The organism is Mariniflexile fucanivorans (genome assembly GCF_004341235.1).
Classification (GTDB): Bacteria; Bacteroidota; Bacteroidia; order Flavobacteriales; family Flavobacteriaceae; genus Mariniflexile; species Mariniflexile fucanivorans.
Genome location: NZ_SLUP01000003.1, coordinates 370905 through 386949 on the forward strand (window position 1 = coordinate 370905; position 16045 = coordinate 386949).

12 protein-coding genes and 1 tRNA gene are annotated in these 16045 nt (G+C 33.1%); 1 reads left to right on the forward strand and 12 read right to left on the reverse strand.

Annotated elements, in window-relative coordinates; all coding sequences use genetic code 11:
- Positions 1-364: 364 nt before the first annotated feature.
- From EV196_RS08145 to EV196_RS08185, 9 genes are all read right to left on the reverse strand, one after another.
- Positions 365-1621 carry a site-specific integrase gene (locus tag EV196_RS08145; protein ID WP_132217188.1) on the reverse strand — a complete coding sequence of 419 codons (1257 nt, stop codon included), beginning with the start codon at positions 1619-1621 and terminating at the stop codon, positions 365-367.
- Positions 1622-1870: 249 nt separating this feature from the next.
- A tRNA-Pro gene (locus tag EV196_RS08150) sits at positions 1871-1944 on the reverse strand.
- 104 nt (positions 1945-2048) lie between these two features.
- Positions 2049-3029, reverse strand: coding sequence for a thioredoxin-disulfide reductase (gene trxB / locus EV196_RS08155; RefSeq protein ID WP_132217190.1), 981 nt, complete (start codon positions 3027-3029; stop codon positions 2049-2051).
- Between the two features lie 256 nt (positions 3030-3285).
- Positions 3286-5181 (reverse strand): pyruvate carboxylase subunit B, encoded by a 1896-nt coding sequence (locus tag EV196_RS08160; RefSeq protein ID WP_132217192.1) that lies wholly within the window; start codon positions 5179-5181, stop codon positions 3286-3288.
- Between the two features lie 18 nt (positions 5182-5199).
- A complete protein-coding gene (locus EV196_RS08165) occupies positions 5200-5385 on the reverse strand; it encodes a hypothetical protein (RefSeq protein WP_132217194.1) in 186 nt (61 codons plus the stop codon).
- A 12-nt stretch (positions 5386-5397) separates the two neighbouring features.
- Complete coding sequence (locus tag EV196_RS08170; protein ID WP_132217196.1) at positions 5398-6954, reverse strand: acyl-CoA carboxylase subunit beta; 1557 nt, start codon at positions 6952-6954, stop codon at positions 5398-5400.
- 722 nt (positions 6955-7676) lie between these two features.
- Positions 7677-8345 (reverse strand): bifunctional 4-hydroxy-2-oxoglutarate aldolase/2-dehydro-3-deoxy-phosphogluconate aldolase, encoded by a 669-nt coding sequence (locus EV196_RS08175; RefSeq protein WP_132217198.1) that lies wholly within the window; start codon positions 8343-8345, stop codon positions 7677-7679.
- Between the two features lie 80 nt (positions 8346-8425).
- Positions 8426-9643, reverse strand: a complete 1218-nt coding sequence (locus EV196_RS08180; RefSeq protein ID WP_132217200.1) for a 6-phosphofructokinase — start codon at positions 9641-9643, stop codon at positions 8426-8428.
- A gap of 134 nt (positions 9644-9777) precedes the next feature.
- Positions 9778-10824, reverse strand: coding sequence for a sugar kinase (locus EV196_RS08185; RefSeq protein ID WP_132217202.1), 1047 nt, complete (start codon positions 10822-10824; stop codon positions 9778-9780).
- Positions 10825-10986: 162 nt separating this feature from the next.
- Here EV196_RS08185 and EV196_RS08190 point away from each other — a divergent pair, with 162 nt between their 5' ends.
- Entirely contained in the window at positions 10987-12018 is a 1032-nt protein-coding gene (locus EV196_RS08190; protein ID WP_132217204.1) for a LacI family DNA-binding transcriptional regulator, read from the forward strand.
- A gap of 40 nt (positions 12019-12058) precedes the next feature.
- Here EV196_RS08190 and EV196_RS08195 read toward each other — a convergent pair whose 3' ends face one another.
- From EV196_RS08195 to EV196_RS08205, 3 genes are all read right to left on the reverse strand, one after another.
- Complete coding sequence (locus EV196_RS08195; protein WP_132217206.1) at positions 12059-13690, reverse strand: hypothetical protein; 1632 nt, start codon at positions 13688-13690, stop codon at positions 12059-12061.
- Between the two features lie 86 nt (positions 13691-13776).
- Positions 13777-15273 (reverse strand): SH3 domain-containing protein, encoded by a 1497-nt coding sequence (locus EV196_RS08200; protein ID WP_132217208.1) that lies wholly within the window; start codon positions 15271-15273, stop codon positions 13777-13779.
- Between the two features lie 18 nt (positions 15274-15291).
- Positions 15292-15975, reverse strand: a complete 684-nt coding sequence (locus EV196_RS08205) for a sialate O-acetylesterase (RefSeq protein ID WP_165876127.1) — start codon at positions 15973-15975, stop codon at positions 15292-15294.
- Between the last annotated feature and the right edge of the window lie 70 nt (positions 15976-16045).

Genomic DNA, 16045 nt, shown 5'->3' on the forward strand with positions numbered 1-16045 from the left:
CAAAAGATTCGATACCGTTACCAGTGGCACATTGTTTAAAAGAGTAATCGTGGTGGCAAAAGTATGGCGGGCAACATGAAACGTCAGTTTTTTATCAATACCACAATAAGACCAAAATTAAACAATAATAATGTTCATTGATTTATATAAGTTCATTATTCTTGAACACAATTAAAATATGAACATATACAATTCCAATTTTATTTACAATTTGTAAATCGCGAATTGCAAAATTAACTTTGAATAGTTTTGTTTGCCTTTGGCCTTAATAATAAAAACAAAATGTTAAAGTTTGTTAAATCGGGACAAATTCGGTGACCATTAAAAATGGTGCCTTTCGGATGGCTTATAAACACTAGAAAGTTCATTTTCTGGTCGTTCTCTCCGACACCTTTTTCATGCTCAAAAATTGATCTCTTAGCTTTTTCATATCATCACTGACCTTTCGCTCTAGGACCTTAGCATAGATTTGGGTTGTGGATATTTTAGAGTGACCCAACAATTTTGAAACCGTTTCTATGGGAATACCATTACTCAGTGTGACCGTAGTGGCAAATGTATGTCTGGCTATGTGAAAGGTCAGATTTTTTTTGATGCCGCATACATCTGCAATTTCCTTTAAATAAGAATTCAATTTCTGATTTGATATTTTAGGGAACAAACTTCCTCTAGATTTGGATTTATGGTTATTTTTATATATCTCCATAATTTGTAAAGCTTTCGGCAATAAAGGGATTCTAATGAGCTTGGTCGTTTTTTCTCTTCTATAGTGAATCCACAATTCGCCGTCAATCCCAATATTGATATTGTCTTCTGTTAAGTTTATTACATCGATATAGCTTAAACTAGTATAACAACTGAATACAAACAGATCCCTTACCAGTTGCAACCGCTCTATCGTAAACTGTTTCTCCTCTATCGCATTTAATTCATCTGAACTCAAAAATCCTCTTTCGTTTTTTATAATATGGGACTTAAAGTTTATAAATGGGTCTTTTTCCATCCACCCCAATTTAAGCGCTAGATTTATAAGTTTCCGAAAGCGCTCTATATGTTTCATCACCGTATTGTTACCCATTTTCCTTTGGTGATCCGTTGGAACATATCCCCTTAGATATTTTTCGAACTTGAGTATAAAATTATAATCGAGTTCCCTCAAATACATATCAGCTGTCTTGTAACGCTTCAATAGAAACTTTGATATATACTTTTCAGTAGTATAATAGTTTTTTTGAGTGCCCCACTTAAGTTTGCCCTCCATGTCCTCATAATGGTAGTTGATGATATCTTTAATGGAATGATTCTGCTCATCATCTCCTAGGTATCTTGCCTTGATGGCATTTGAGGTTATTAGCTTACGCTCTGTCTTCAAGTCTTGGTAGCATTGGAAAAGGTCACTGTTAACTTGTTCTAGATAATTGTTAAGTGTCCGGATGCTTTGGTTTGTTCCACGTGCCCTACCCCTATGAGTATCCCAATCCGATACGCGAACTTTACGTTTTAAACTCAGTGTTGCTCGCTTGCCCTTTACTGTTATCCTTGCATAAATGGAAGCTTGACTGTCTTTTACTCTTGCTAAATCTGCCCAGAACAGAATACCTAAAGTACTTGTTGTTTTCATGATTTCGTCTTTTAGTTAATACTTTTTATTACCAGACGAAAGCCAAATCACTTTAAAGATACATTTATTATTCCGAACAACCGATGGATTTTAACAATTCGGTCAACACATTTCGAGAATTAATTTTGTTATCCGAATTGTTGACTTTTTTAACATAATTTTTTGTTTTATTTTGAAATCGTTAAAAATGCAAAAACCTGTAAATCATACGATTAACAGGTTTTTGATATGATTTGATATACTATTTTGTCGGGATGACAGGATTTGAACCTGCGACCACACGGCCCCCAGCCGTGTACGCTACCGGACTGCGCCACATCCCGTTTAAAATAGTTTTCAAAGAAAACACATTTTGCCAAATTTAAAAAATCAATTCATAAAAAAAGCCGAAGAAATTACTTCGGCTAATATTTTAATTTAAAGATTACTAATTATAAGTAGATGTAGATACTTCAAAAGTAGCATCATTAGCTGCTAAATAACGTTCTGCATCTAAGGCTGCCATACATCCTGTTCCTGCTGCAGTAATAGCTTGTCTGTAAACATGATCTGCCGCATCACCAGAAACAAATACACCTTCTATATTCGTTTTCGAAGTTCCTGGTATATTTATGATGTAACCTGTTTCATCTAAATTTAAAAAACCTTTAAAAACATCTGTATTTGGTTTATGGCCAATAGCTACAAAAAATCCTGTTACTGGAATCTCATGTTTTTCATCAGTTTGATTATTAAATACCCGAACTCCAGTAACTACTTGTCCGTCTCCTAAAACCTCATCGGTTTCTGTATTGAATAATATTTCGATATTTGGTGTGTTTTTAACTCTATCAGCCATAATTTTAGACGCTCTAAACTCATCACGTCTTACTAACATGGTTACTTTTTTACATAATTTAGAAAGATAATGAGCTTCTTCACAAGCAGAATCTCCAGCACCTACTATAACAACTTCTTGGTTTCTATAAAAGAAGCCATCACAAACAGCACAAGCAGAAACACCACCACCTAATTTCAGATATTTTTGTTCAGAATCTAAACCTAAATATTTAGCAGATGCTCCTGTTGAAATAATAACGGTATCACAATGAATTTCTTTTACATCGTTAACCCATACCTTATGTATAGCGCCTGAAAAATCTACTTTAGTTATCCAGCCATCGCGCACATCGGTTTCAAAACGCTCTGCTTGCTTTTGCAATTCCATCATCATTTGTGGCCCTGTTACACCCTCTGGATACCCTGGAAAATTTTCAACCTCGTTTGTGGTTGTTAATTGACCTCCTGGTTGTGCTCCTTGATATAATACGGGTTTCATATTAGCTCTAGCTGCATAAATTGCCGCTGTGTAACCCGCAGGTCCAGAGCCAATAATTAAACATTTTATTTTTTCAATAGTTTCAGACATAACTTAACTTATTTTAATACTAACAAAAGTAGAATTTTTGTATCAAAACTAACCTTAAAATCATCAAAAGATATTATAATTTTATAATTATTTATTATCAGAAATAAAATACTCGATTGTGATTAATTTGAAATGAAATCCTTCTTTTACACAAAAAATTTGAAATACTAATTATTTAAGAATTAATTAAAACCCTTAAAAAAAATAGCCCAAGAAAAATTCTTAGGCTATTAATTATATTATTTTATTTAATTTTTTAATCTATTGTAAATAGGATATCTCCTTTAGCTACTGTATCTCCAGATTCGAATTTAATTCCTGAGATTACACCATCTTTATTAGCACTAAAATTGTTCATCATTTTCATTGCTTCTAAAACAACTACTATTTCACCTGCTTTTACAACATCACCATTCTTTTTATTGAACTCTACAATCATACCTGGTATTGGTGCGATAATAGCTCCTTCGGTAACAACTTCTTCTTTTGCTTCTTTCTTTTTCCATACAGATCTTGTTGTAGATTTTGTTTTTGGAATTGAAACCGTAAAAGACTCTCCATCAACAAGTACTTCCATATCGCACATAATGTCGCTAGAATTGCCACCACCTGCTTTCAATTCGCCAGATAAAGCTTTTGCTATTAATTCTTCTTCTTTCTTAACATCTTCCAATGTTTTAGCTTTCATATCCTCTGGCATCTCGTCAATACCATATTTGATTTTCAAGAATTTTTTACCAGTTACTGGGTATAAAGCTAATAATACTTCATCATCAATATCTTTCGCTAAGTCTTTAAAAGTTTCTTTTACTTCTGCCATTTCTGGTTCTAAAATACTTCCTGGTCTTACTTCAATATGTTGCTCGCCTCTTGGGTAATCTTTTAAAGCTTTCTTTCTAAGTTCTGGGTTAATTGGTAATGTTGTTTTACCATATAAACCATAACATAAATCTTTTACTTCTTGTGTAATACGAGAATACTCGCCTTCATAAGAATCAAACAATACATTATTTACTGTTTGAACTCCAACAATTTGACTTGTAGGTGTTACCAATGGAATTTGACCTAAATCTTTTCTAACTTTAGGTAGCATTCTAAATACATCGTCTAATCTATCTAACGCATCCATTGATTTTAATTGATTCACCAAGTTAGATAACATACCTCCTGGTGTTTGGTGTAAAATTACATTCGTATCAATTATAGAATATTTAGGACTATTATCTAGGTGCTTGTATTTAGGAATCACTTTTTCCATTTGAGCACTAATATCAGTCAGTTTTTTAATATCTAGACCAGTATCTCTATTGGTTCCTAACAATGAAATCACTAAAGGCTCTATCGCTGCATGAGACGTTCTGTAAGCGTATGGAGCCATACATGTATCAACAATATCAACGCCTGCTTCAATAGCTTTAAAAATGGCTAAATCACCCATTCCTGATGTGAAATGCGTATGCAAGTTTATTGGAATATCAGTTATTTTTTTTAGTTCAACTACTAAGTTATAAATATCATAAGGAGCAATTAAACCAGCCATATCTTTAATACAGATTGAATCGACTCCAAATTGCATTAATTCTTTCGCTTTGTTTAAGTAATAATCGATGTTATAAACGTCACCACCTAATCTTGGTTCTGTAAGTGTATAACAAATAGTTCCTTGGAAATGTTTACCGTTACGTTTTACAACTTTAGCTGCAGTTTCAAAATTTCTATAATCATTTAATGCATCAAAACATCTGAAAATATCCATCCCGTTATCGCAAGCACGTTGCACAAAGCTATCAACAACATCATCGGCATAGTTTCTATATCCAACCACATTTTGACCTCTTAACAACATGAAAAATGGTGTTTTAGGCATGTATTTTTTAAGTGTTCTTAAACGTTCCCATGGATCTTCACCTAAATATCTGTGCATGGTATCAAACGTTGCTCCACCCCACGTTTCTATGGCGTGAAAACCAACTTCGTCCATTTGTTCTGCAAAAGGAATCATATCTTCAGTTCTTCCTCTGGTTGCAAATAAAGACTGATGCCCGTCTCTAAAACTTAAATCTTGTATTTTTATTGGATTTTCTGCTTTTGGCCTGTCGGCGCTGTAATCCATTTTGGTCATTTGTAATGCCCCGTGTTTATCAAATATCATTGTGTTGTAATTTTAAAATTAGATAATTCTACCGCCTATCGTTCTACCATTGCTAAATAGCAATTTTCTGTCGTTCATTCTTCTTATCATTCCCATTTTGCTCCAACCATATTGAGATACTATTTTATCTTTTTTTTCTTCCATGTTAAGATAAATTGTTGCTGCTATTACTGCTGCTTTTCTCTTTTTTTCGTGTAATGTCATAATAATATATTTTTATTGAGGGATATTTCCGTGTTTTTTTGCTGGTACTAACTCTACTTTAGACCTTAAAGCATCTAAAGCCATTATTAATCGTTCTCTAGTTTCACTTGGTAAAATAACTTCATCAATGTAACCTCTTTCAGCTGCTAAATAAGGCACTCCAAAAGCAGTTTCATATTCATTAATTTTCTCTTCTCTTTTAGCTGCTTTATCTTCTGCTGTTGCAATTTCTTTTTTGTATGTTGAAATTACTTCTACAGCTCCTTTTGCTCCCATAACCGCAATTTCTGCAGTTGGCCATGCAAATACCATATCTGCTCCTAAATGTTTTGAACTCATTGCTACATAAGCACCACCATAATCTTTACGTACAACTACTGTAAATTTAGGCACAGTAGCTTCAGAATAACTCCAAAGTAATTTAGCACCATGTCTAATAATACCATTCCATTCTTGTTGAACCCCTGGTAAATATCCTGGTACATCTACAAATGTTATAATAGGTATATTAAAAGCATCACAGGTACGAATAAATCTACTAATTTTATCTGATGCATCGATATCCAAACAACCTGCTAAAAACATAGGTTGATTTGCGATGATACCTACTGAACGGTTATTTAATCTACCAAAACCTACAATACAGTTTTCAGCGAAATGTTCATGAACTTCATAAAAATACCCACCATCAAGAACTTCTTCTATGATATTTTTCATATCATAAGCTTCTTTTGAATCGTCTGGAATAATAGTATCTAATATGTCGCAAGATCTTAAAGGATCATCTTCCATATCTAATGCTGGTGTTAATTCCATATTATTATTAGGTAGAAAATCTATTAACTCTCTTATTTGTTCAATACAATCGGTATCGTTTTCACAAGCAAAATGAGCATTTCCACTTTTTGTGTTGTGAACCATAGCACCTCCTAATTCTTCAAAAGTGGTTTCTTCACCTGTAACTGTTTTAATTACATAAGGGCTAGTAATAAACATATTACTAGTTTTTTTCACCATAAAGATAAAATCGGTCATGGCAGGTGAATAAACAGCTCCACCAGCACAAGGTCCCATGATAGCTGAAATTTGAGGAATAACCCCCGAAGCTCTAGAGTTTCTAAAGAAAACATCTCCATATCCTTTTAAAGCATCTACACCTTCTTCAACTCTTGCTCCACCAGAATCATTTAATCCAACAATTGGAGCTCCTGCTTTCATTGCCAAATCCATCACTTTACAAATTTTAGTAGCGTGCATTTCTCCTAAAGCACCACCACCTGAAGTAAAATCTTGAGAAAAAGCGAAAACAACTCTTCCATTTATCATTCCATGTCCAACAATTACTCCATCAGATTGAATTTCAACCTGTTCCATTCCGAAATTTGTTGATCTATGTTTTACTAAAGAATCGATTTCATAAAAAGAACCTTCGTCAAATAAAAGGTTTATACGTTCTCTTGCGGTCAATTTTCCTTTTTCATGTTGCTTTTCAATTCTAGCATCTCCACCCATTTTGGCAACTTGTTCTCTTTTGGATTTTAACAAGGCAATTTTATCTTTTACTTTCATATTAAATAAGTGTTATTTTTTTGTAAGAATATTTAGCTTTTTCAGCACTAAATAACTATTCAAATTTATTTCAATAAGGTACTAATAAATATGACAAATGTCATATCTCTTACTGAAGCTTTATATGATGAATAATTTTATTTTTGCATTATTATTACATTTTAATCATTTATACATATATTTTTATTCATTATAGTCAATATACGTATGTTTTTTATTGATTTATTTAAGTTTTCTTCAATTAATTGTTTTTTTTGAAAAAGTATAGGCACAAGCCTTATGGAAATCAAATCTGAAGATTATTAAAATGAATTTTCGAGCATAAAAATGCTCTCTACAACGTTTTCGAAAAATGCAAAAATAGAGGTGAAAAAAAATTTATAAAAAATTAAATTTTTAATTAAAAAAAATCATTTTTTTTATAAAAAATAAGATTTTTCAACTAAAAATAATAAAACATGCCTCCAAAAAATTCTGAAAAGGAATTTATAATATATTTTTTGTTACAGAAACCCTATTAAAATCATTAAGAGATTTATAGCTTTTAATTGCTATTACAAATTTTAAAAGCACATAATGACGTATGTAGTAAAAGTGAAGATGATTTTAGATAGATTATACCTAGTAACATTAGAATTACTAGAAATAAGAAAACTACATAGGAAATAAAAAAAAGATGCCAAACAAAATGGTTCGGCATCTTTTATAGATAAAAATTAAAATTATTTTCTAACAGCTTTTACAAGAGCCATGGCGTTTTTAACGTCTTGTTCTAGTTTTGCATAATCCTTATTAGCAATAATGTCTTTAGAAATTAATTGCGATCCCATACCAACGCAAGTTACACCTGCATCAAACCATCCTTTTAGGTTTTCTTCAGTTGGAGCCACACCACCTGTTGGCATAATGCTTGTCCATGGTTGTGGACCTTTAATTCCTTTAACAAATTGAGGTCCGTAAATATCACCAGGGAATAATTTCACGATTTCACAGCCTAATTCTTCAGCTCTAGCTATTTCAGTTAAGGTTCCACAGCCTGGAGACCATAATACTTTTTTACGGTTACATGCAATAGCGATATCTTCTCTTAATACAGGCGTTACAATAAAGTTAGCTCCTAAAGCCATATACAATGATGCTGCTGCACCATCAGTAACAGAACCAACACCCATTATCATTCCTGGTAATTCTTTAACAGCGTATTTAGTTAATTCGCCAAAAACTTCGTGAGCGAAATCGCCACGAGCTGTAAACTCCATTAAGCGTGCGCCACCATCGTAGCAAGCTTTTAATACTTTTTTACTTAACTCAATATCACTGTGAAAAAATAAAGGAATCATCCCTGTATCTTTCATGGCTTGAGCTACTTCTAATCTTGAAAATTGTGCCATTTTATTATTTTTATTATTTATTTTTACTCTCCAAACACAACGGCATTTGGACTTTGAAATTTTATTTTTTGGAATTTATTTCAGTTCCAGTTTAATATTTTTTTGAAATCGTATGCCTCTGGATTTGGTAAATATTGTTTTGCTTCTTCATAATCCTTTTCTTTTATATAGAACAGGTTATTTATGAACAATTGTGCCATATCTGAATTTATATCTACTAATCTAGGTGGAATTTTACCGTTATTATCTTCAAAATCCTTTAAATATAAAGGTGTAATATCTCCTTTAGAATTTGCACTTACAATGCAACCAGAGATGCCTTCATCAAAAAGTTTTTTAACGCCAATACCAAGCAGAGTACACAAGGTTAAATCGAATGCAATAGGGTTACAACACCTAAGTTCGTAACCAAGTTCAACGGGTCTTGATTTAATATCTAGACCTAGTTCTTTCAACTTAACTTGTAATAAATAGTTGAATATATGTGATTTACTTACATTGCCCAATTCTGGATGTCCATGATCATCATAGGTAAAGTTGATGCCAGAATTAATAATTTCATCTTGTTCCATAAAATGAAAAACGCCTTCACTTACCAGAGCAACGCCATAATCAATCCCTTGAATTTTACATTTTACAATGGATGATATAATCATATTAATGATTTTCTCGAAAGTAATCTTTGTTTTATTGAACATTTCTGGAATAATCATCATTTGATAATGACAAGCCGATGCAATTCCAAACGCTAAATGCCCTGCAGAGCGCCCCATAGCAGCCACTACAAACCAGTTCTCACTTGTTCTAGCATCTTCATACACCGTATTTCCAATACGAACTCCTTCATCTTTTGCTGTATGAAAACCAAAGGTAGGGTTTCTATCTGGTAATGGTAAATCGTTATCTATGGTTTTAGGAACATGAACGTGGGCGACATCTAAATTCTGACTGTTAACGAATTTGGTTAATCTATTTGCGGTTGAAGCGGTATCATCGCCACCAATAGTTACCAAAAGTTTAACATTATGTTTCTTAAAAAAATCTGCTTTAAAATCGCTATCTTTTGGTTTAAACCTACTCATTATTAATGTAGAGCCTCCACGACTAAATATGCGATCTGCGTGATGAAAATCAAACATTACTAACGAAGGGTCATCAGAAAGTAATCCTTTATAACCATGATGAACACCTATAACGTTGTAGCCATCTTTTAAAAAAGTTTTTGCTAGAGTGCTAATAACGGTATTTATTCCTGGAGCTGGACCACCACCACAAATAATTGCAATCGATTTTTCCATGTTTAATATTGAAGATTTTTAGTTTAGTTGAAACTTTTAAATGCCATTTAAACTATGTTTTGATGTTAAACATAGTTTAATATTTAACCTACAAGATTTTCAAAAAACCTTGTAGGTTAAATTAATATATATAATTATCTAGCTACTCTACCAGAAGCATCACCACCCATAAGTTTGGTAACTTCATCAACAGTTACTAAGTTAGCATCACCTTTAATAGTATGTTTTAAACAAGATGCTGCAACGGCGAAATCTAATGCGTTTTGGTCGTTATCTGGGTAAGTTAATAAACCGTAAATTAAACCTCCCATAAAAGAATCACCACCACCTACTCTATCAACGATATCTGTAATTTGGTATTGACGTGTTTCCAACATTTTCTTACCATCATATAAAACACCTGCCCATGTGTTATGAGATGCAGAAATAGAACCTCTTAACGTCGTAATTACTTTTTTAGCTTTTGGGAATTTTTTCATCATTTGTTGGCAAACAGATAAGAATGCTTCAGCTTTCACATCATGACCATGAGTTTGTACAGCTGCACCTGCTGGTTTAATACCAAAATGCATTTCAGCATCTTCCTCATTTCCTAAAACAACATCACAATAAGATGTTAATTCAGTCATGATTTCTTCTCTTTTTGCAGCGTCGCAATATTTCCAAAGCTTAGCTCGGTAATTTAAATCGGTTGAAATAGTAACACCTAATTTGCTAGCAGCTTTTACAGCTTCTAAACAAACATCGGCAGAACTTTGAGAGATTGCAGGAGTAATACCAGTCCAATGGAACCATTCTACGCCTTTAAATACTTCTTCCCAGTTAATCATACCCGATTGGATAGTAGACATAGAAGAATGAGCTCTATCATAAACTACTTTACTTCCTCTAGATACAGCTCCTGTTTCTAAAAAGTAGATACCTAAACGCTCTCCACCCCAAACAATTTTATCTACATTAACGCCACGTTTACGCATTTCCATCATAGCACATTCACCTATATCATTTTTAGGTAAACGTGTTACAAAATCTACAGAAATACCATAATTTGCTAACGATACTGCTACGTTAGACTCTCCACCACCATAAACAACATCAAAATTGTCTGCTTGAGAAAATCTTAAAAATCCTTGTGGTGCTAATCTTAGCATGATCTCACCAAATGTTACTACTCTACTCATTTTGTTAAATTTTATTGATTTAGTTAAATTATTTTCTGCTTAAACGTTTAAGCAATCGCTTTCAAGTAAATATAAGAAAAACATATAAAAATAGATCTGCTTTGATTATAAAAACTGAAATACTATATTTGCTTAAACGTTTAAGCAAAAGTATATAAAAAAATGATAAACAAAAAAAAAACTACGATAAAAGACATTGCTAGCGTTTTAAATATCTCTCCAGCAGCTGTTTCCAAGGCGCTTCACGATGATTCTAGAATAAGTACAAAAACAAAAGAAGCTGTAAAAAAAGTGGCCAAAGAGTTAAATTATCAACCCAACCACTTAGCAAGTGCGCTTCGTAGAGGAAAAAGCAACTTGGTTGGCGTTATTGTTCCTAGAACAAATAGTAACTTCTTCTCTTCTGTGATTCAAAATATAGAAGAAGTTTTAAATAAGGAAGGATACAATATTATTATTACCCAATCCAACGAGTCGTATAAAAAAGAATGTAGCAATATTGACACCTTATTATTTACACAGGTTGATGGCATTATTGCTTCTATGGCAAACGAAACCATAAGCTTAGATTATTATGAAAAAGTAAAATCGAAAGGTATTCCTTTAATTTTATTTGACCGTGGTGAGAATGATTTAAATGTGGATTATATTGGTATAAACGATTACGAAAGTAGCCAGATGATTGTTGAACATTTAGTAGAACAAGGCTGTAAACGCATTGCTCATATTGGAGGTTATAGACGGACACGAATTTTTAATAACCGTATTAAAGGATATGTTGATGCTTTAAAAAAATATGATTTACCTCTAGATGAATCGTTACTAATTGAAAGCAGTCTTACCTTAGAAGATGGTAGAGATAAAATGATGCAACTACTCAACTTAAAAAACAGACCCGATGCGGTTTATGTTGCTGGAGATTATGCCGCATTAGGTGCCTTACAGATACTTAATGAAAATAACATAAATATCCCTAATGATATTGCCTTAATTGGGTTTGGCAATGAACCATTTACGGCCATGGTAACCCCTACTATTACAAGTATTAGCCAACACAGTACAGAAATTGGAAAATTGGCAGCATTAACTTTTTTAGAACGTGTAAATAACCCCGAAATAAAGCAAACATTAAATAAAAAAATTCTTGATGCCGAATTAATCGTTAGGGATTCTTCAAATGTGAAAAAGTTGTAGTATATTAATTATCCTTTTCTAACGATATATTTTAATAAATTTAATACTTACTATATTCAAAAGCCCCTCTATCTGGATTTCCTTGTATAGGGTTTCCTGAGAAATCTTTCATAGGATGTCCTTCTATCTGGATGCCTTTATCTATTTCTGGAGAATTATTTTGAAGCATAAATCGCAAATACGACTTCCAATTTGTTTGTGAACTCGATGCGCTTTTAAATAATGGATTGGTTTTACTTTTAGATAAATCTTCAGGTTCGTTTTTTATGTTTCCATAAAATGTATTAGCTTCAAATTTGTTATTGGTGCTTTTAGTGAATTCAAACTCATTTCCTTTTCCTAAGGAATAAAATATATTGTTTGAATACGTGGTTTTATCTGGATATCCATTCCAACTTTTATGATAAAGAAGCTGAACCAAATCGTTTTCAATACCTGAATAAAACACATTATTATAGATTTTTGTGTTGGTCACATTTCCTGAGTTTCTAATAATATGATGCGCATTATCTTCAAAAATATTATAACGCACTATCGTACCATCGTTAAAACTGGTTTTACTCGCGCCATCGCAACAAATAAGAATACCACCGTGCCCATTGTGATGACTATAATTGTACTGAATGATGGTGTTTTTACAATTCCAATCGCTATCAAAACCGCCAGCATCTACATCTTTTTTTCCATCCCAACTCGTAGCTTCTGTGTTATAAAATGTATACGAAGCTTCGTTATATTGAAAAAGGGCATCGTCGCAACTAAAAGGAAATGACGCATTACCACTGCCTTTTAATCCATTATATTTAAATACACAATGTTCCACCAAAGGTGCTTTGGCGACACGCACAATAAGCGCGTTTGCCCCTGCTCTTTCATATTTATTATTTCTTTGAATAACATGCTCACTTGGGTACCAATTATGGATTTTTCCATTTGCCAAAGTATCGCCCCACTTGCTTTTTAACGACCTTCTGTCCCAAACCGATATATTGGACCAACCTGTTCTATCGATATCATGAATGTAACAACCTTCGGTATAAAAACCATCAAAATTGGACTTTACACGTTTTGCTTCGTCTTCACTCCATGAAATTTCCGCAAAAACACCGCCGTTATTTTTAGTACTCATATCGCCACTAATATCGCAAATCTCTAAATTGATTAAGTGAATATCGTGAAGTGTGCCACAATCTTTCCCTTCAATATAAATACCCATTTTAGGTGAATTCACATAGGCTGTATTCTCTTTTAAATCTAATTTCCGAGGTTCTTCAAAAGGATTGCAATTTTTAATTTTTAAATCTCGTATTTCAATATTTTCTTGATTAAAAAGACGAATTGTATACGACGCATTTTCTCCTTTTGCAATTTGCCCTTTGGCATCCAAAACGGGCGCTGTTCCACTTCCATAAGCAGCTATTACAATGCGTTTATTTTTAAAACCACTTCCGTTTAGAATGAGGTTCCCCATCCATTGACCACCTCTTCTAAAAAGCACAGAATCAGTTGGTTTTAGAGCTAATTGATTTATTTTATCTATGCTTCTAAACGGGGTTTCTTTCTTTGTTCCGTTATTAATGTCATTTCCAATTAAATCATCAACATAGTAGGTGGTTTGGGCATTTAATATGATGCCAAAAATCAACAAAAAACAAACTGTAAAACGTTTCATTTTAATAATTATTAAGGTGTGGTTTTAATGGATTAAGTTTGTAATTCTTCAGGATTATTTTTTAAATTTTTTGATTTGTATAATTCTTATTTAGAATCCCACATCATATCAGTTACTTCTTTGGCTTTTGAAACAGAAAAATCTTGTCGATTACCTATACTTCTTATATTTTGAATTTTCACATCTAATGCTTTCTTATTTTCAGAAGATTTAAAATTTGAAAAGTCTGAGAAAGGAGTCCCTTCCAATGTGTTATCTAAAATTGAATTAGAAGCCGTTTCCCCTAAATTCAAAAATTTCTGAGTTCCTGAATTATAAAAAATATTGTTTTTTAACGTGGTGGTGGTAGGCCAAATACCGCCCCAATGTTTATACCAAAGCATCACATCTGTAACTTCGGCAGTTGTAACAAATAGGTTGTTTGAAATTTCAGTATTTGTAATATTACCCGAAAAACGAATCATATGGTGCTTTTCATCTTGAAAAATATTGTTTCTAATGACGGTACCATCATTAAAGGCATTTTTAAGTTTTCCCCACGAGCAAACCAATAATCCGCCCCAATCGTTATGATGGCTGTAGTTATATTGAATTATGGTGTTTTTGCATAAATAATCACTATCAAAACCACTGGCATCTATATCGCCTTCATTATACACCGTATAGCACGCTTCGTTATATTGCCAAAGCGCATTGTCGCAATTATAAGGGTATGAAGCATTTCCAGTTGTTTTGGTACTGCATCGTACAAACAGGTTGTTTTGCACTATAGGAACGTCGCAAACACGAGTCACCAATCCGTTTCCGCCAATTTCTTCAAACTTACAATTCTGAATAAGGATATTTTTGCTAGGAAACCAATTGTTTACTTTTCCATCCTTAGATATCTCGCCAAATTTTGATATTAAATCGCGGGTTTTCCAAACCGATTGATTTAAAAAACCACCTCTGTCTACATTAAGAAAATAACAGTTATTTATGTAGACACCGTCAAAGTTTGTTGGTACTCTTTTTTCTGGAATGGTATCTGCAATAATATTTAAAAACAGCCCTCCGTTTTCCCTTGTTCTTAAAGAACCGTTTACGTTACTTATTTTTAGGTTTTCGAATTTAAAGTCATTAAGTGTTCCAATATCCTTTGCTAAAACCAAAATTCCTGCTTTTTTTACTGGTCTTTGTGGATTTCCTTTTTCAAAATTTTGGACTTCAATATCACGAATTTCCCAAAATTCTTGATTATATAATCTAATGGTTGCCGACAAACTATCCAATTCCTGTTTTCTACCCTGTGCATCTATTTTAGGAGCATCCCCTTTTCCATAAGCGCCAATAACAATACGTTGTCCTTTTTTTCCTGAACCTTGTGGTATTAAATTTCCTTGCCAATTTCCGTTTCTTTTGAAAAGCACGGAATCTCCTGGTTTGAGGTGCAACTGGTTAACGCTTGATAAACTTTTAAATGGCGTTGTTTTGGCTTTGCCATTATTGCTGTCCTTACCTGTTACATCATCAACAAAATAAGTAGTTTGCGCATAAGTAATCATGCACAAAAGGAATAAAAAACAGGTAAGTAAATGTTTCATTTTATTGGTTATTTATAATTAATTTTTTAAGAGCTTTATCATGGCTTCGGCATAGCGTTTTCCTAAAAGGCGTTGACTGGCGCTATCAAAATGTGTGCTGTCTATTGTCGATGTGTTTTCGGTAGTAACAACTCCTGTGTTTTCTACTTTGGCTGGCAACTCTAAAATCATTTGGTTGAAATTATTTCTTTGTGGTTTATCTGTTGATAATTGACCTGCAACAAATGGTATATTAGGCATGTTTAAATCTGTTCTTAATGCTTCAATCAAGTCTGTTAATTGACCCATGTATTTTTTATACCTAGAGGTGTTGGATTCTCCTTGATGCCAAATTATGCCTTTTAAAGTCCCGCCTGTTTTTAATGCTTTTTTAGTTTGACTTATAGCTTCATTATACAACGTATCGCCCGGTTTCCATTCTTCTATAGAGGTACCTCCTTTTGCATTTATTATTAAACCGATTCTCTTATTGGGCATAGCTTCATGCATTGCTTTTGCAAAACCATAACTAGGGCTCAATCGTTGCATGCGCATTTCTTTTCTAACTGTAGAATACTTATTGAACGGGTTAGCTGCCTTTTCCCATGGCATGTTTTCATTACCTGTAAACAGATAAACATTGCTTAGCGTATCCTGGTCTATGGGTTCAATAGCCGCACGTCCAGCCATATTGGACTGACCAATGCATAAATAGAGATCCATGGGTTCTGATTTAACCTCAGCAATATGACTTGATTTGCATTGATAAAAAAGGACAACACAAAATACTATT